Genomic DNA, 14,091 nt, shown 5'->3' with positions numbered 1-14,091 from the left:
CTCCTGGGGGCGGGAATTCAGGCGGCTCGGGGGTTCAGGCGGCGAAGTCGCGGTCGCCGACCGGGCCGATCACCGTGAGGGCCTGCGGGGAGTCCAGCACCTCGTGCGCGACGGCGCGGACGTCCTCCAGCGTCACGGCCTCGATCCGCGCGAGCACCTCGTCGACCGGCAGCAGCGACTCATACACCAGCTCGCTCTTGCCGATGCGGCTCATCCGCGACCCGGTGTCCTCCAGGCCGAGGACCATCGCGCCGCGCAGCTGGCCCTTCCCGCGCTCCAGCTCCTCGGCGGTGAGGCCCTGCCCGCCGTCCCCGGCGACCTTGGCGACCTCGTCCCGGCAGATCGACAGGACCTCCTCGACCTTGCCCGGCTGGCAGCCCGCGTAGACGCCGAACACGCCCGAGTCGGCGTACTGCGCGGTGTAGCTGTACACCGAGTAGGCGAGGCCGCGCTTCTCCCGCACCTCCTGGAACAGCCGCGAGGACATGCCGCCGCCGAGCGCCGCGTTCAGCACGCCGAGCGCGAACCGGCGGTCGTCGGTGCGCGACACCCCGGCGCCGCCGAGCACGATGTGCGCCTGCTCGGTGTCCTTGTCGATCACCCGGGTGGACGGGGCGACCGGCACGGGCGCACCGTTCAGCCGGGGCGCGGCGGGCGCGGCGCCGCCGGTCAGGTGCTCGGCGAACGCGCGCGAGACCAGCCCGACGACCTCCTCGTGGTCGATGTTGCCCGCCACGGACACGACCAGGTTGGACGGGACGTAGTGCTCGCGGTAGTAGTCGTGGATCCGGTCCCGCGACAGCGCGTTGATCGACTCGACGGTGCCGAGGATCGGGCGGCCGAGCGGGGTGTCCCCGTACAGCGCGGTCGCGAACTCGTCGTGGATGAGGTCGCCGGGGTCGTCGTCGCGCATGTGGATCTCTTCGAGGATCACCCCGCGCTCGGCCTCGACGTCCTCGGGGCGGTTGACCGACGCCGCCACCATGTCCGACACGACGTCCACGGCGAGCGGCAGGTCGGAGTCGAGCACCCGCGCGTAGTAGCAGGTGTACTCCTTGGCGGTGAACGCGTTGAGGTCGCCGCCGACGGCGTCGAGCGCGGCCGAGATCTCCAGCGCCGACCGGGTGCGCGTGCCCTTGAACAGCACGTGCTCCAGGTAGTGGCTGGCGCCCGCGTCGGCGACCGCCTCGTCGCGGGACCCGACGCCCGACCAGATGCCGAACGCGGCGGACCGCACGGTCGGCATCGATTCGGTGATCACGCGGAGCCCGCCGGGCAGGACGGTGCGGCGGACCGCGCCGGCGCCCTCGGTGTGGATCGTGGTGGTGGTGCCGGGCTCCTGCGCCCTCGCCGGCAGCGTCACGTGTCGCTCACATTCCGTCGATGGGAAACGGCCGACCGGCCTGCCCGTCGTGGGCAGGCCGGTCGGTCATCGGTATGTCCGTCAGGAGTTGCGCTGGCCGGCGTCGTCGCCGCCGCGGCGGGTGCGGCGGCGGCGCGGGGCCCCGCGGCGCTCGCCGTCCTCGCCGCGCTCCCGGCGCGCGCCGCCGTCCTCGCCGTCGTCGGCCGCGTCGCCGGACGCCGCGTCCGCCGGGCCCTCGCCCGCCTCGTCGGCGGCCGCGGACTCGCGGTCGACGACCTCGACCGGCACCAGCGACAGCTTGCCGCGCTGGTCGATCTCGGTGACCTCGACCTGGATCTTCTCGCCGACGCCGATGACGTCCTCGACGTTCTCGATCCGGGCGCCGCCGTGCAGCTTGCGGATCTGCGAGACGTGCAGCAGGCCGTCCTTGCCGGGCAGCAGCGACACGAACGCGCCGAACGTCGTGGTCTTGACGACGGTGCCGAGGAACCGCTCGCCGACCTCCGGCATGTGCGGGTTGGCGATCGCGTTGATCGCCTGCCGCGCGGCCTCGGCGGAGGGCCCGTCGGTGGCGCCGACGTAGATCGTGCCGTCGTCCTCGATCGTGATGTCGGCGCCGGTGTCGTCCTGGATCGAGTTGATCATCTTGCCCTTGGGGCCGATGACCTCGCCGATCTTGTCGACCGGGACCTTGATCGTGATGATCCGCGGCGCGTTCGGGCTCATCTCGGCGGGCGCCTCGATGGCCTCCTGCATGACGTCCAGGATCGCCAGCCGCGCGCCCTTGGCCTGCTTGAGCGCGGCGGCCAGCACCGAGGCGGGGATGCCGTCGAGCTTGGTGTCGAGCTGGAGCGCGGTGATCACGTCACGGGTGCCGGCGACCTTGAAGTCCATGTCGCCGAACGCGTCCTCGGCGCCGAGGATGTCGGTCAGCGTGACGTACTCGCCGCCCTCGTGGATCAGGCCCATCGCGATGCCCGCGACCATCTGCTTGAGCGGGACGCCCGCGTCCAGCAGCGACATCGTGGACGCGCACACCGAGCCCATCGACGTGGAGCCGTTCGAGCTGACCGCCTCCGACACCTGCCGGATCGCGTACGGGAACTCCTCGCGGGTCGGCAGCACCGGGATCAGCGCGCGCTCGGCGAGCGCGCCGTGCCCGATCTCGCGCCGCTTCGGCGAGCCCACCCGGCCGGTCTCACCGGTCGAGTAGGGCGGGAAGTTGTAGTTGTGCATGTAGCGCTTGGTGCGCTCGGGGTTCAGCGTGTCGATCATCTGCTCCATGCGGAGCATGTTCAACGTGGTGACGCCCAGGATCTGCGTCTCGCCGCGCTCGAACACCGCCGACCCGTGCACCCGCGGGATCACGTGCGCCTCGGCGGTGAGCTGGCGGATGTCCTTCAGCCCGCGGCCGTCGATGCGCAGCCCGTCGCGGATGACCCGCTCGCGGACGAGCTTCTTGGTCACGGCGCGGAACGCGGCGGAGATCTCCTTCTCGCGGCCCTCGAAGTCCTCGCCGAGCTTCTCGGCGGCGCCGGCCTTGATCTCGTCCAGCCGGGACTCGCGCTCCTGCTTGCCCGCGATGGTCAGCGCCTGCGCGAGGTCCTCGCCGACGGCGGCGGTGACGGCGGCGAGCACGTCGTCCTGGTAGTCCAGGAAGACCGGGTACTCGGCGGTCTCCTTGGCGGCGACCGCGGCGAGGTCGCTCTGCGCCTTGCACAGCACCTTGATGAACGGCTTGGCCGCCTCCAGGCCCTGCGCGACGGTCTCCTCGGTCGGCGCGGTCGCGCCCTCGCCGACGAGCTTCAGCGTGTCGCGGGTCGACTCGGCCTCGACCATCATGATCGCGACGTCGCCGTCCTCCAGCGTGCGGCCCGCGACGACCATGTCGAAGGTCGCGCGCTCCAGCTCGGGGTGGGTCGGGAAGCCGACCCACTGGCCGTCGATCAGCGCGACGCGGACGCCGCCGATCGGGCCGGAGAAGGGCAGCCCGGCGAGCTGCGTGGACATCGAGGCGGCGTTGATCGCCACGACGTCGTACAGGTGGTCGGGGTGCAGCGCCATGATCGTCTCGACGACCTGGATCTCGTTGCGCAGGCCCTTGGCGAACGAGGGGCGCAGCGGCCGGTCGATCAGGCGGCAGGTGAGGATCGCGTCCTCGGACGGGCGGCCCTCGCGGCGGAAGAACGAGCCGGGGATGCGCCCGGCCGCGTACATCCGCTCCTCGACGTCCACGGTCAGCGGGAAGAAGTCCAGGTTGTCCTTGGGCTTCTTGGACGCGGTGGTCGCCGACAGCACCATCGTCTCGTCGTCGAGGTAGGCGACGGCCGAGCCGGCCGCCTGGCGGGCCAGCCGGCCCGTCTCGAAGCGGATGGTCCGGGTGCCGAACGTGCCGTTGTCGATCACGGCCTCGGTGCTCTGCGCGCCATCGATGCGCACGGCTTCTGTCACGGGAAACCTCCTCAAGGTTCCTTCGTCGGTCCCCGCGGCCGTCTCCCGTGGCTTTCACGCTGCCGGTCTTCGATCGAAGCATCCGGATCGCATGCCCGCCGGCGCGGCGGACGGATCCGGAAGCCACTACCGAGGACCGGCCCGCACCAGCGGTGTCCGCGAGGCTTGTCTCCAGTTGGCGGCCCACCCGGCCATCTGGGCCGGGCGGCCGGTGCGCCGGGGGCCGGCCCACACGGCCGGGCCTCCGGCGTGGCCGGACGGGGACGCCGTGCGCGGTGGCGCGGCGCGGCCGTCCGGCCCGATGCAAGAGAGGGAGTGGCCGTGGCCACTCCCTCGGTGTGCTATCGGCGCAGACCGAGTCGCTCGATCAGCTTCCGGTAGCGGTTGATGTCCTTGTTGCTCAGGTACTTCAGGAGCCGGCGACGCTGGCCGACCAGCAGCAGCAGCCCGCGGCGGCTGTGGTGGTCGTGCTTGTGCTCCTTGAGGTGCTCGGTGAGATCGTTGATCCGCCGGGTCAGCAGCGCGACCTGGACCTCCGGGGAACCGGTGTCACCCTCAGTGGTCGCGTACTCGGCGATGATCTGCTTCTTCGTGGCGGTGTCGAGCGACACGTGGCTCCTTCAGTGAGGTCGTCACCCGCAGATCCCGGGCCCGGTGGGCGCTCGGGTCCGCATGGTGCGTGTTAAGAGAGTGGTGAGCCGCATGAGGGTGCAGCCAACCGCGCCGGGGCCCTTCCCGGCGACTATTCACCGTACCATGTCCGAAAGCCACCCCGTCACGATGCGGAAACGGCGTGATCACGCAGGGTGCGCCCCGTTCTGCCCGGGTATCAAGGGCGCTGACCTGGGGTGTCCTAGGCGTCCGGCGCGGTGATCTCGCGGGCGCGGTCGACGTCGCGGTGCATCTCCTCGATCAGCGCCTCGATCGAGTCGAACTTGAGGGTGTCGCGGATGCGCGCGGTGAAGTCGGCGGCCATGTGCTCGCCGTACAGGTCGAGGTCGTCGCGGTCCAGCGCGTAGGCCTCGACGGTCCGCTCCACGCCCTCGAACGTCGGGTTGGTGCCGATGGAGATCGCGGCGGGCCAGCGGAAGCCCGGGTAGCGCTCGGAGTCGCAGACCAGCCAGCCCGCGTACACGCCGTCCGCCGGGATCGCGGTGTGCGGCAGCGTCTCCAGGTTGGCGGTCGGGAAGCCGAGCGCCCGGCCGCGCTGGTGGCCGCGCACCACGACGCCCTCGACGCGGTGCGGGCGGCCGAGCGCGGTCGCCGCCGCCTCGACGTCGCCCGCGTCCAGCCGCGCGCGGATGTAGGAGGAGGAGATCGTGTCGCCGTTGGCGACCAGCGGCGTGCCCTCGGCGGTGAAGTCGTACTTCTCGCCCAGCTCGGTCAGCAGCGCGACGTCGCCCTTGGCGCGGTGCCCGAACCGGAAGTCCTCGCCGACGATCACGTGCGCGGTGTGCAGCCGGTCGACGAGCACGGACTGGACGAACTCGTCCGGCGGCACCTTGGACAGCTCCAGCGTGAACGGCACGACGACGACCGCGTCGGTGCCGAGGCCCTCCAGCAGCTCGATCCGGCGCGTGGTGGAGGCCAGCAGCGGCGGGTGCGTGCCGGGGCGGACGACCTCGTCCGGGTGCGGGTCGAAGGTGATCACCACGGACCGCAGCCCGCGCCGGCGCGCCTCCTCGGCGGCGGCGCCCACGATGCGCTGGTGGCCGCGGTGCACTCCGTCGAACACCCCGATGGTGACCACCGAACGGCCCCAGTCGGCGGGAACCTCGTCGAGGCCATACCAGCGCCGCACCATGCTCTCCCTGCGTAGGACGTGAGTGCCCGGTCTATCCCCTGCCGTCTAAGGGTGCCATGCGCGGGCGGGTGAGGTCGCATCCAGGGTGCCCCGGCGCGCGCGGCCCCGCGCCGCCGGGTCAGGCCGACTGGTAGACGACCAGGGAGACCGCGATGTATTGCAGGACGTAGGCGGCGAGCGTGCAGGCGTGGAAGACCTCGTGGAAGCCGAACCAGCTCGGCGACGGGTCGGGGCGGCGCAGGCCGTAGACGACCCCGCCCACGCTGTAGCAGACGCCTCCGAGCGCGACCATCACGCACGCGACCGCTCCCGCGCCGGACAGGAACTGGGGCATGAAGAACACCGCGACCCAGCCGAGGACGATGTAGAGGGTGACGTAGAGCGCGCGGGGGGCGCGGATCCAGGTCGTCCGGAACACGACCCCGGCGACCGCGCCCGTCCACACGATGGCGAGGACGCAGACGCGGACGGCGCCGTCCAGCGCCAGCACCGCGAACGGCGTGTAGGTCCCGGCGATGATCAGGTAGATGTTGGCGTGGTCGAAGCGGCGCAGCACCTCGATCAGCCGGTGCGAGCGCTGCCGGTGGTAGGTGCCCGAGATCCCGAACAGCATCCCCGACGTCGCCACGTACAGCGCGGACGCGAGCCGCGCCTGCGTCGTGGGGCCGAGCGCGACGAGCACGAGCCCCGCGACCAGCACCGCCGGGAACGCGCCGAGATGCAGCCAGCCGCGCAGCCGGGGGCGGGTGGGGGACGGCGCCTCGGCCCGGTCGGTCCCGGTGCCGGTGGGAACGGGGGTTGCGGGCACTGGGGTTGCGGGCACGGTGGTCATGGGGTCGCTCCTCGCCAACGAACGTCGCCAACGAACCTACGGTCACGTAGGTTACGCGACAGTAGCTTCACGCGCATGGTGTTCCGGGGGTGATGCTCACCACGGGCACCCCCATGGGACCATGGGAGCACTCATGCTCGTCCAGCCCTGTTTCCGCCTTGCCCGCGCGGTGGTCTTCGCCACGGTCTGCCTGACCCTGACCACCGCCGGCCACGCGTACGCGGCGGGCGCCTGCGTGCCGCCGCCCTTCGCGGTGGCCGCCGGGTTCGTGCTCGTGACCGGGCTGGCGCTGGCGCTCTGCGGGGTCGAGCGGTCGTTCTGGACGATCGGCGGACTCCTCGCGGGCGCCCAGTTCGCCCTCCACGCCCTCTTCGCGGGCGCGTCCGGCGGCGCCGCGCATCCCACCGGGGAGGCGCATGTCCTCCCCGCGGCCCAGGGCGGGGGCGGGATGACGCTCGCCCATCTCGGCGCGGCCCTGGCGACCGCCTGGTGGCTGCGGCGCGGCGAGGCCGCGATGTGGTCGCTGGCCCGGCGGGTCTCCGCCGCGGCGGGGCGCCCGTGGCGGCCGATCGCGGCCGCCTCCCCCGCCGGCTTCCCGGCCCCGCCGGCGGTCCGGACGCGGCGTCCGGACCGCCCCGCCTCGGACGCGCCGCTCCGCCGCGCGCTCGTCCGCGGCCCGCCCGCGCGCTGAACTCCCCAGCCTTCACCCGCCGCCGCGTCCGGCGCCGGGTCCCTTCTCACGTGGAGAGTTCCGCATGCGCGTTTCCGCACGTCCCGGGCCGGGCACGGGCCTGGCCGCCATCGGCCTGGCCGCCGTCCTGCTGGGCGCCGCCGCCTGCGGCGGGGAGCCCGCCCCCGCCGCGGTCGTCGACAGCACGCCCGCCTCGCCCTACAAGGCCACGATGCTGCCCGCCTCGTACACGCTCCCGGACGTCACGATGACGGACGCCAACGGCCGCCCCTACGACCTGCCGAAGCGGACGCGGGGCAAGGTGACCCTGCTGTTCTTCGGCTTCGCCAACTGCCCCGACGTCTGCCCGACCACGATGGCGGACGCGGCGGGCGCCCTGCGCCTCCTCACCCCGGCCGAGCGGGCGCGGATCCAGGTCGTGTTCATCACCGCCGACCCCGCCCGCGACACCCCGGCCGCGCTGAAGGACTACCTCGGCCGCTTCGACCCCTCGTTCGTCGGGCTCACCGGCCCGTGGAAGACGATCGAGCGGGCGGCGGGGGTCGCGAAGGTCCCGGTCAGCCCGGCGCCGAAGAACCCCAAGGGGAACTACCAGGTCCAGCACGGCAGCAACGTCATGACCTACGGGCCGGACGGCTCCGGGCGGCTCCTGTTCCCCTACCAGTTCGGCAGCGCCGACATGGCCAAGGACCTCAGGACGCTCCTCTACAAGGAGAGGAGGGCCGCCTAGCGAGCGCCTAGGGGACGAAGACGGCGAGCGGCTTGGCCCGGCCGTCCTTCTCCTCGACCAGGGCCAGCAGGGTCCCGTCGGGCGCGAACACGCCGACGGGGCCCGGCCCGAGCCCGGCCGCCTCCAGCCGCCCGCCGTGCGCGACCGCGCGGGCGTCCTCGGTCGAGACGTCGCGGCGCGGGAACGCGGACGCGACCGCCGCGCCGATCGGGAGGATCTCCAGGTTCTCGGCGAGTTGCTCCAACGTCCGCGCCATGCCGAGGTCGTAGGGGCCGACACGGGTGCGGCGCAGCGCGGTCAGGTGCCCGCCGCAGCCGAGGGACGCGCCGAGGTCGCGTGCCAGCGCGCGGATGTAGGTGCCCGACGAGCAGGCGATCGAGGCGTCCACGTCGATCACGTCGCCGTGCCGCCGGACCCCGGTCACCGCGAAGTCGTGCACGGTCACCGGGCGGGCCTTGAGCGCGACCTCCTCGCCCTTGCGGGCCATCTTGTAGGCCCGCTCGCCGTTCACCTTGATCGCGCTGACCTGCGGCGGGACCTGCTCGATCGGCCCGGTCAGCGCCGCGATCCCGGCGCGCAGGGCCTCATCGGCCACGGCGGCGGCGGACGCCGACGCGGTGATCTCGCCCTCGGCGTCGTCGGTGTTGGTCGACTCGCCCAGCCGGATCGTCGCGTCGTAGCCCTTGGCGGTCAGCGCCAGGTGGCCGAGCAGGCGGGTGGCCTTGCCGACGCCGACCACGAGCACGCCCGTCGCCATCGGGTCCAGCGTGCCGGCGTGCCCGACCCGGCGCGTCCCGGCGATCCGCCGCATCCGGCCGACGACGTCGTGCGACGTCCAGCCCGCGGGCTTGTCCACGATGACGAGCCCCGATTCACCCGGTTCCACTCATGCTCCGCAACGCTCGGTCAGATGGTCGGTCGGTCAGATGGTCGGGTCGGTCAGTCGGCGTCGCCCGGCAGGCGCAGCGCGGCGCGCAGCCGGTCGATGATCCAGGCGGGCTCCCCGCCCATGGTGAACGCGGCGGCGGTGCGGTGCCCGCCGCCGCCGAGCTCGACGCAGGCGCGCCCGACGTCCACCGCGCCCTTGGCCCGGGTGGAGACGTACCACTCGCCCTTGTCGGTCTCCTTCAGCACGACCGCGACCTCGGCCTCGTCGGTGCGCCTGAGCTGGTCGATGACCCCTTCGAGCTGGTCGTAGGGGACGTCGCGGGAGTCGCGGTCGGCGCGCGCGATCGTCGTCCAGACCAGGCCGCGGCCGCCCGCCGCGTCCCGCTCCAGCCGGGCCCGCGCGAGCGCGCCCGCCAGCACCTGGAGGTAGCCGAACGGCGCCCGGTCCCACAGCTCGCGGCTGACCGCCTCGGGGCGGACCCCGGCGGTCAGCAGCCGTCCCGCGAGGTCGTGCACCTCGGGGGTCGTGCAGGGGTACTTGAACGAGCCGGTGTCGCTGGCGAGCCCCGCGTACAGGCCCTCGGCGATCGCGCCGTCGAGCGGGACGCCGAGCCGCCGGATCAGCTCCTCCACGAGGACGGCGGTGGCGGCGGCGTCCGGATCGACCAGCCGCACCCCGCCGAACCCGGTGTTGGACGCGTGGTGGTCGACGACGATCAGCGCGCCGGCGCGTCCGGCGCGGGCGGCGAGCGAGCCCAGCCGGGACTGGCCCGCCGCGTCCAGCGAGACCATCAGCGCGGGTTCCTCGGGCATCCGGTCGGGCTCGACCAGCAGCTCCTGGCCCGGCAGGAACCGCAGGATCGCCGGGACCCGGAACGGCTCACCGAACGAGGCCAGGCAGCGCTTGCCGAGCGCGCGCAGCGCCTGCCCGAGCGCGAGCATCGAGCCGAGCGCGTCCCCGTCCGGCGCGACATGGCAGGCCAGGCACACCTCGTCGGCCGCGCGGATCAGCTCGACCGCCCGCTCCCACTCCATTCCCTGGTCCGTGCCCGGCTCCGGGGCGGCCGACGCGGGGGTGGGCGGCACCGTGGCCGCCGGGTTCGGGTTCGTGGCGGTGGAGTCGGCCGTGGCCGGGTTGTCGGCGGGGTTCGCGGTGCCGGGGTTCAGCGCGGGGGGCGTCGCGGGCGCCGTGGGCGCCGTCGTGGCATGTGCGCCGCGCGGGACGACATCGTGCCCCCCTGCGGAGTGCCCGCCCGCGGAGTGCCCGCCCGTGTCGCGCCGGGAGCAGCGCCGCGTCCATCCCGTGCCCGGCGTCTCCGCGCGCCCCTCGGGGCCGCTCACGATGACGGGGGCCTGGTTCGTCCGTCCCCGCCGCCGCGGGCGCCGGCCGCGCCGAGGCCGTCCGAGCGGGCGTCCTCGCCGCCGGGCTCGTCGTCCTCGTCGTCGGCCTCCTCGCCCGGCTCCCGGTAGGGGTTGGCGTCCCCGGCGTGGGAGGCGCCCTGCGCGGCCCTGGCGACCTCGGCGTCCCTGGCGCGGGCCTGGGCGAGCAGGTCGTCGATGTGGGCGGCGTTCTCCATCAGGGAGTCCATGACGAAGGTGATGCTGGGCGTGTGCCGGACCCCGGTCTTGCGGCCCACCTCCGACCTGATCACGCCCTTCGCGCTCTCCAGCGCGGCGGCCGTCTCGGCGCGCTCGCCGTCCGACCCGTACACCGTGTAGTAGACGGTGGCGTCGCGCAGGTCGTTGGTGATGCGGGTGTCCGTCACGGTGACGAACCCGAGCCGTGGATCCTTGATCCGGCGCTCCAGCATCTCCGCCACGATCTGCTGGATGCGGTCGGCGAGCTTGCGCGCGCGAGCTGCGTCCACCATGATCGCACTCCCTTTCTCGGTTCCCGCGACGATGCGTCGCGGACTCAAGTTCTCGGTGCGCGGGGACGGTCCCCCGCGCACCCGCGGCTCCGGCCGGTGCACCGTTCCCGGGACGGCGCGGCACCCGGGGCGGCGGCGCCGGCGGTCAGCCGTCGTCGTCGTTGAAGAGCCGCTGCCTGGCCGACAGCAGCTCGATCTCGGGCCGGCCCGCCACCAGCCGTTCGCACTGGTCGAGCACCTGGGTGCAGTTGGCCGCGGTGGCCGACACCACCGCGACCCCGATCTCCGCCCTGCGGTGCAGGTCGTTGTCGCCGGTCTCGGCGACGGCCACCGCCGGGAAGCGCCTGTGCACCTCGGCGATGATCGGCCGCAGGACGGACCGCTTCTGCTTCAGCGAACGGACGTCGCCGAGCAGCAGGTCGAGTGTCAGCGCACCCACGTACACCTGGTCGATCACCTCGGAATTCGCATAGGTGGAACGACGGCGGTACGCCGCCGTGTTCCCGGGACGCGCCGCCATCACGCGGACGAACCGGGACATGACAGACGCCAGGCTAGAAGATCCGCCTGGCGCCGTGTCACCGAATCAGTCGATCACTGGTCTCACCGGGTCGGCCCGGCGGCGCGTCCCGCCCCGTGGGACGGGACGCGCCGGGGCCGTGCCGCCGCGTCAGTCGCGGGGCTTCTCCCGCATCTCGTAGCACTCGACGACGTCGCCGAGCTTGATGTCGTTGTAGCCGACACCGATACCGCACTCGAAGCCCTCGCGGACCTCGGTCGCGTCGTCCTTGAAGCGGCGCAGCGACGACACCGTGAGGTTGTCGGCCACCACGACCCCGTCGCGGACGAGACGGGCCTTGGCGTTGCGCTGGATGATCCCCGAGGTGACCATCGAGCCGGCGACGTTGCCGATCCGCGGCACCTTGAAGATCTCCCGGACCTCGGCGGTGCCCAGCTGGGCCTCCTCGAACTCCGGCTTGAGCATGCCCTTGAGGGCCGCCTCGATCTCGTCGATCGCCTGGTAGATGATCGAGTAGTAGCGGATGTCGACGCCCTCGCGGTCGGCGATCTCCTGCGCGTTGCGCTCCGGCCGCACGTTGAAGCCGATGATCACAGCGCCGTCGGAGGCCATCGCGAGGTTGACGTCGTTCTGCGTGATCGCGCCGACACCGCGGCGGATGATCCGCAGGTTGACCTCGTCGCCCACGTCGATCTTGAGGAGCGAGTCCTCCAGGGCCTCGACCGAACCGGACACGTCGCCCTTGAGGATGAGCAGCAGCTCGTCGCGCTCGCCGCGCTCCAGGTCCTTGAACAGCTCTTCCAGCGAGCTGCTCTTGCGGCTCTTGAGCAGTTCGGCGTTGCGCTTGCGCGCCACCCGCTTGTCGGCGATCTGCCGGGCTACCCGGTCGTCGTCGACGACCAGGAAGTTGTCGCCCGCGCCGGGCACGGCCGCGAGGCCGAGCACCAGCACCGGACGCGACGGGCCCGCCTCCTCGACGCTGTTGCCGTTCTCGTCGAGCATCGCCCGGACGCGGCCGTTCGCCACGCCGCAGACGATCGAGTCGCCGACCCGCAGCGTGCCGCGCTGCACCAGCACGGTCGCCACGGCGCCCCGGCCCTTGTCGAGGTTGGCCTCGATGGCCGACCCCTGCGCGGGCATGTCGGGGTTGGCGCGCAGGTCGAGTTCGGCGTCGGCGGTCAGCACGATCGCCTCCAGCAGGCCCTCGATGTTGAGGCCCTCGCGGGCCGACACGTCGACGAACTGCGTCTGGCCACCGAACTCCTCGGCGACCAGGCCGTACTCGGTGAGCTGCGCCCGCACCCGGTTCGGGTCGGCGCCCTCAAGGTCGATCTTGTTGACCGCGACCACGATCGGGACCCCCGCCGCGGTGGCGTGGTCGATCGCCTCGGTGGTCTGCGGCTTCACGCCGTCGTCGGCCGCGACCACCAGCACCACCAGGTCGGTGGTGTCGGCACCGCGGGCACGCATGGCGCTGAACGCCTCGTGACCCGGGGTGTCGATGAAGGTGATCTTGCGGTCCTCGCCGTCGACCTCGGTCTCGACCTGGTAGGCGCCGATGTGCTGGGTGATGCCGCCGGCCTCGCCCGCGACCACGTTGGCCTTGCGGATCGCGTCGAGCAGCTTGGTCTTGCCGTGGTCGACGTGACCCATGACGGTGACCACCGGCGGACGGGACTGGAGGTTCTCCTCGCCGCCCTCGTCCTCGCCGTACTCGATGTCGAAGGACTCCAGCAGCTCGCGGTCCTCGTCCTCGGGGCTGACGACCTGGACGTCGAAGTCCAGTTCGAGCCCGAGGGCCTGCAGGTCGTCGGGGTCGACCGACTGCGTCGCGGTGACCATCTTGCCGAGGTGCATCATGATCGCGACGAGCGACGCCGGGTTGGCGCCGATCTTCTCGGCGAAGTCGGTCAGCGACGCGCCCTGCGGCAGCCGGATGGTCCTGCCGTTGCCGCGCGGGGCCTGCACACCGCCGACGGCGGGCGCCTGCATGTTCTCGAACTCTTGACGGCGCGCCCGCTTCGACTTGCGTCCGCGCGCGGGCCGCCCGCCGGGACGTCCGAAGGCGCCCTGCGTGCCGCCGCGGCCGCGGCCGCCGCCACCGGGACGGGGGCCGAAGCCGCCGCCGCCGGGACGTCCGCCGCCGCCCGCGCGGGGCGCGCCGAAGCCGCCGCCACCGCCGGGACGACCGCCGCCACCGGGACCGCGACCGCCGCCGCCCGGACCGCGACCGCCGCCACCCGGGCCTCGGCCGCCGCCACCGCCGCCGGGACCGCCGCGCCCGGGGGCGCCCTGCGGCCGCGAGGACGGCATGTTCATCGGGCTCGGACGCGGACCGCCCGGCCGGGGCGGCATGCTGCCGGGGTTCGGCCGCGGACCGCCCGCGCCGGGAGGACCGCCGGGACGGCCGCCGCCCGCGGGACGCGGCCCGCCCGGACGGTCGCCGCCGCGCGGGCGGTCATCGCGCTCGGGGCGGTCGCCGCCGGGCCTCGGGCCGGGACGGGGACCGGGCTTGGGCGCCTGGCCCATGCCGGTGTTGGTCGAGCTGAACGGGTTGTTGCCCGGACGCGGACGTCCGCCGCCTCCGCCGCCGCCACCCTGGCGCGGGCCGGGACGCGGGCCCGGCTTGGGCGCGCGGGGGCCCGGCTTCGGGCCGGCACCGGCGCCGGGACCGGCGCCGGGACCGGCGCCGGGACCGCGACCGCCGCCGGCGGGGCCGGACGCGGGCGGGGCGCTCGGGGCGCCGCTCGGGGCGCTGGGCGCGCTCGGCGCCTGCGCGGCGGGCGCGTTCACCGGCGTGCTCGGCGCCGGCGGGACGGGCGGGCGCGTCCCCGTACCACTTGTGGACGCCGTCGAACACGACCTGCCCGGCCGTCTCCGCGCGGCGCTCCCCGGCGGGCCGCTCGTCGGTCATCTGCGCGCCGCGCCCGGCGCGTCCCTG

The 14,091-nt window shown here is 73.7% G+C and carries 12 protein-coding genes and 1 pseudogene; 3 read left to right on the top strand and 10 right to left on the bottom strand.

Going from position 1 to position 14,091, the window contains the following annotated elements:
• Positions 1-34: 34 nt before the first annotated feature.
• From KLI87_RS14695 to KLI87_RS14675, 5 genes are all read right to left on the bottom strand, one after another.
• On the bottom strand, positions 35-1,363 hold the full coding sequence (locus KLI87_RS14695) for a pitrilysin family protein (protein ID WP_214617521.1): 1,329 nt from the start codon (positions 1,361-1,363) through the stop codon (positions 35-37).
• Between the two features lie 81 nt (positions 1,364-1,444).
• Positions 1,445-3,796 (bottom strand): polyribonucleotide nucleotidyltransferase, encoded by a 2,352-nt coding sequence (locus KLI87_RS14690; RefSeq protein WP_214618062.1) that lies wholly within the window; start codon positions 3,794-3,796, stop codon positions 1,445-1,447.
• A gap of 359 nt (positions 3,797-4,155) precedes the next feature.
• Complete coding sequence (rpsO, locus tag KLI87_RS14685) at positions 4,156-4,425, bottom strand: 30S ribosomal protein S15 (RefSeq protein WP_067461705.1); 270 nt, start codon at positions 4,423-4,425, stop codon at positions 4,156-4,158.
• A gap of 242 nt (positions 4,426-4,667) precedes the next feature.
• The gene (locus KLI87_RS14680) at positions 4,668-5,615 is read right to left on the bottom strand and encodes a bifunctional riboflavin kinase/FAD synthetase (RefSeq protein ID WP_214618061.1); all 948 of its coding nucleotides are present in this window, start codon (positions 5,613-5,615) and stop codon (positions 4,668-4,670) included.
• A 121-nt stretch (positions 5,616-5,736) separates the two neighbouring features.
• Positions 5,737-6,450 (bottom strand): hemolysin III family protein, encoded by a 714-nt coding sequence (locus KLI87_RS14675; RefSeq protein ID WP_214617519.1) that lies wholly within the window; start codon positions 6,448-6,450, stop codon positions 5,737-5,739.
• 121 nt (positions 6,451-6,571) lie between these two features.
• Between KLI87_RS14675 and KLI87_RS14670 the strand changes: the two genes are divergently transcribed.
• Positions 6,572-7,141: a hypothetical protein gene (locus KLI87_RS14670; protein ID WP_156219211.1), complete on the top strand. Its 570-nt coding sequence runs from the start codon at positions 6,572-6,574 to the stop codon at positions 7,139-7,141.
• Between the two features lie 64 nt (positions 7,142-7,205).
• A complete protein-coding gene (locus tag KLI87_RS14665) occupies positions 7,206-7,871 on the top strand; it encodes an SCO family protein (RefSeq protein WP_214617517.1) in 666 nt (221 codons plus the stop codon).
• 7 nt (positions 7,872-7,878) lie between these two features.
• On the opposite strand, the gene truB is transcribed toward KLI87_RS14665, so the two are convergent.
• The 5 genes from truB to infB form a co-directional block, all read right to left on the bottom strand.
• The gene (gene truB, locus KLI87_RS14660) at positions 7,879-8,757 is read right to left on the bottom strand and encodes a tRNA pseudouridine(55) synthase TruB (protein WP_214617515.1); all 879 of its coding nucleotides are present in this window, start codon (positions 8,755-8,757) and stop codon (positions 7,879-7,881) included.
• Between the two features lie 53 nt (positions 8,758-8,810).
• Complete coding sequence (locus tag KLI87_RS14655; protein WP_308166011.1) at positions 8,811-10,100, bottom strand: bifunctional oligoribonuclease/PAP phosphatase NrnA; 1,290 nt, start codon at positions 10,098-10,100, stop codon at positions 8,811-8,813.
• A complete protein-coding gene (rbfA, locus tag KLI87_RS14650; protein ID WP_214617513.1) occupies positions 10,097-10,630 on the bottom strand; it encodes a 30S ribosome-binding factor RbfA in 534 nt (177 codons plus the stop codon). Before rbfA ends, KLI87_RS14655 begins: the two co-directional genes overlap by 4 nt.
• A gap of 145 nt (positions 10,631-10,775) precedes the next feature.
• Positions 10,776-11,075 carry a DUF503 domain-containing protein gene (locus KLI87_RS14645; RefSeq protein WP_242890629.1) on the bottom strand — a complete coding sequence of 100 codons (300 nt, stop codon included), beginning with the start codon at positions 11,073-11,075 and terminating at the stop codon, positions 10,776-10,778.
• Positions 11,076-11,300: 225 nt separating this feature from the next.
• A complete protein-coding gene (infB, locus tag KLI87_RS14640; protein WP_250903901.1) occupies positions 11,301-13,679 on the bottom strand; it encodes a translation initiation factor IF-2 in 2,379 nt (792 codons plus the stop codon).
• Between infB and KLI87_RS40045 the strand changes: the two are divergent.
• A pseudogene (locus KLI87_RS40045) lies at positions 13,678-14,091 on the top strand (hypothetical protein); the annotation flags it as partial. The gene infB and the pseudogene KLI87_RS40045 overlap by 2 nt on opposite strands.

This window comes from Actinomadura sp. NEAU-AAG7, from assembly GCF_018603865.1.
Lineage (GTDB): Bacteria > Actinomycetota > Actinomycetes > Streptosporangiales > Streptosporangiaceae > Spirillospora > Spirillospora litoris.
Note: the sequence above shows the minus strand (reverse complement) of the source record. Positions and strands in the feature narration are given on the sequence as shown.

What these genes read in the sequence shown, in the direction of transcription:
- KLI87_RS14675 (WP_214617519.1), bottom strand. Translation starts at nt 6,450, where the DNA reads ATGACCACCGTGCCCGCAACCCCAGTGCCCGCAACCCCCGTTCCCACC.
- KLI87_RS14670 (WP_156219211.1), top strand. Translation starts at nt 6,572, where the DNA reads ATGGGAGCACTCATGCTCGTCCAGCCCTGTTTCCGCCTTGCCCGCGCG.
- KLI87_RS14665 (WP_214617517.1), top strand. Translation starts at nt 7,206, where the DNA reads ATGCGCGTTTCCGCACGTCCCGGGCCGGGCACGGGCCTGGCCGCCATC.
- rbfA (WP_214617513.1), bottom strand. Translation starts at nt 10,630, where the DNA reads ATGGTGGACGCAGCTCGCGCGCGCAAGCTCGCCGACCGCATCCAGCAG.
- infB (WP_250903901.1), bottom strand. Translation starts at nt 13,679, where the DNA reads ATGGGCCAGGCGCCCAAGCCCGGTCCCCGTCCCGGCCCGAGGCCCGGC.